The organism is uncultured Streptococcus sp. (assembly GCF_938036805.1).
Taxonomy (GTDB): Bacteria; Bacillota; Bacilli; order Lactobacillales; family Streptococcaceae; genus Streptococcus.
The window spans coordinates 1-1,011 of the sequence record NZ_CALHWC010000084.1; the positions used below are offsets into that span (position 1 = coordinate 1).

2 protein-coding genes and 1 pseudogene are annotated in these 1,011 nt (G+C 37.9%); all 3 read left to right on the forward strand.

Features of this window, described 5'->3' with window-relative positions; translation table 11 throughout:
• Nucleotides 1-224: pseudogene (locus tag Q0191_RS03510) on the forward strand (pyruvate oxidase); the annotation flags it as partial.
• A 220-nt stretch (nucleotides 225-444) separates the two neighbouring features.
• Entirely contained in the window at nucleotides 445-705 is a 261-nt protein-coding gene (locus Q0191_RS03515) for a SemiSWEET family transporter (RefSeq protein ID WP_001291471.1), read from the forward strand.
• A 227-nt stretch (nucleotides 706-932) separates the two neighbouring features.
• Nucleotides 933-1,011, forward strand: a 79-nt coding sequence (locus Q0191_RS03520; protein ID WP_297663894.1) for a family 1 glycosylhydrolase, incomplete at its 3' end; no start/stop codon positions are given.

The window sequence follows — 1,011 nt, forward strand, 5'->3', positions numbered from 1 at the left end:
TCGTTGCAGAAGCTGTGAAACTCAACAAAGAAGGTAAAACTGTTGTTATCGATGCTCACATCACTCCACATCGTCCACTTCCAGTAGAAGTACTTGAGTTGGATCCAAAACAACACTCAGAAGAAGCTATTAAAGCCTTCAAAGAAAAATACGAAGCTGAAGAGCTTGTACCATTCCGCCTCTTCTTGGAAGAAGAAGGGTTGCAATCACGCGCTATTAAATAATTCCTCTCGTCGAAAATCAAATTTGAAGTTTGTAGATTTCATTCTATGGTTTTCTAAGAGTTGAACTTGAAAAGATCGGAGCAATCCGGTCTTTTTCTTTGTCCTCTTACTTATCACAAGATTGTGATAGTTTACATCTTCATAACAAAGGGATAAAAGGGCTTGATTGTTTTGGACTATCATTATAAAATATAACCGAAAAATGAAAGAGGTATCGAAAATGTCTGAAAAACAAATGAAAATTTTGGGATGGGTTGCAACCTTTATGTCCGTAATGATGTATGTGTCCTATTTTCCACAAATCATGAACAATCTAGCGGGGCAAAAAGGGAATTTTATCCAACCGCTCGTCGCAGCAATCAACTGTAGCCTTTGGGTCTACTACGGATTGTTCAAAAAAGAAAGAGATATTCCGCTTGCAGCAGCAAATGCACCAGGAATTATTTTTGGCCTAGTGACGGCCATTACGGCTTTGATTTAAGAGGAATAATAGAAGACTGGTTTTCGGTCTTCTTTTTTGTTTCAGGAGAGGCTAATTGCCTTTTTCTTAGAAGACGATTCTTTTAAAGAACCAGACTCTGAAAATCTGTCGGATTAAATGAAATAGTAGAATAGTATCAGTATTTCGCAGTTTTTTATAAGAAAAGGTTTAAAGAATGAGCTATAATATGAGTAAATAAACCAGCAAATAAGAAAGCGAGTAGAATTATGACTGAAAAACTGACTTTTCCGGATGGTTTCTTGTGGGGCGGAGCGACAGCTGCCAACCAGTGCGAGGGCGCTTATG

Bases quoted from the DNA above. Each gene is read 5' to 3' on its own strand.
- Q0191_RS03515 (WP_001291471.1), top strand. From the start codon at position 445: ATGTCTGAAAAACAAATGAAAATTTTGGGATGGGTTGCAACCTTTATG.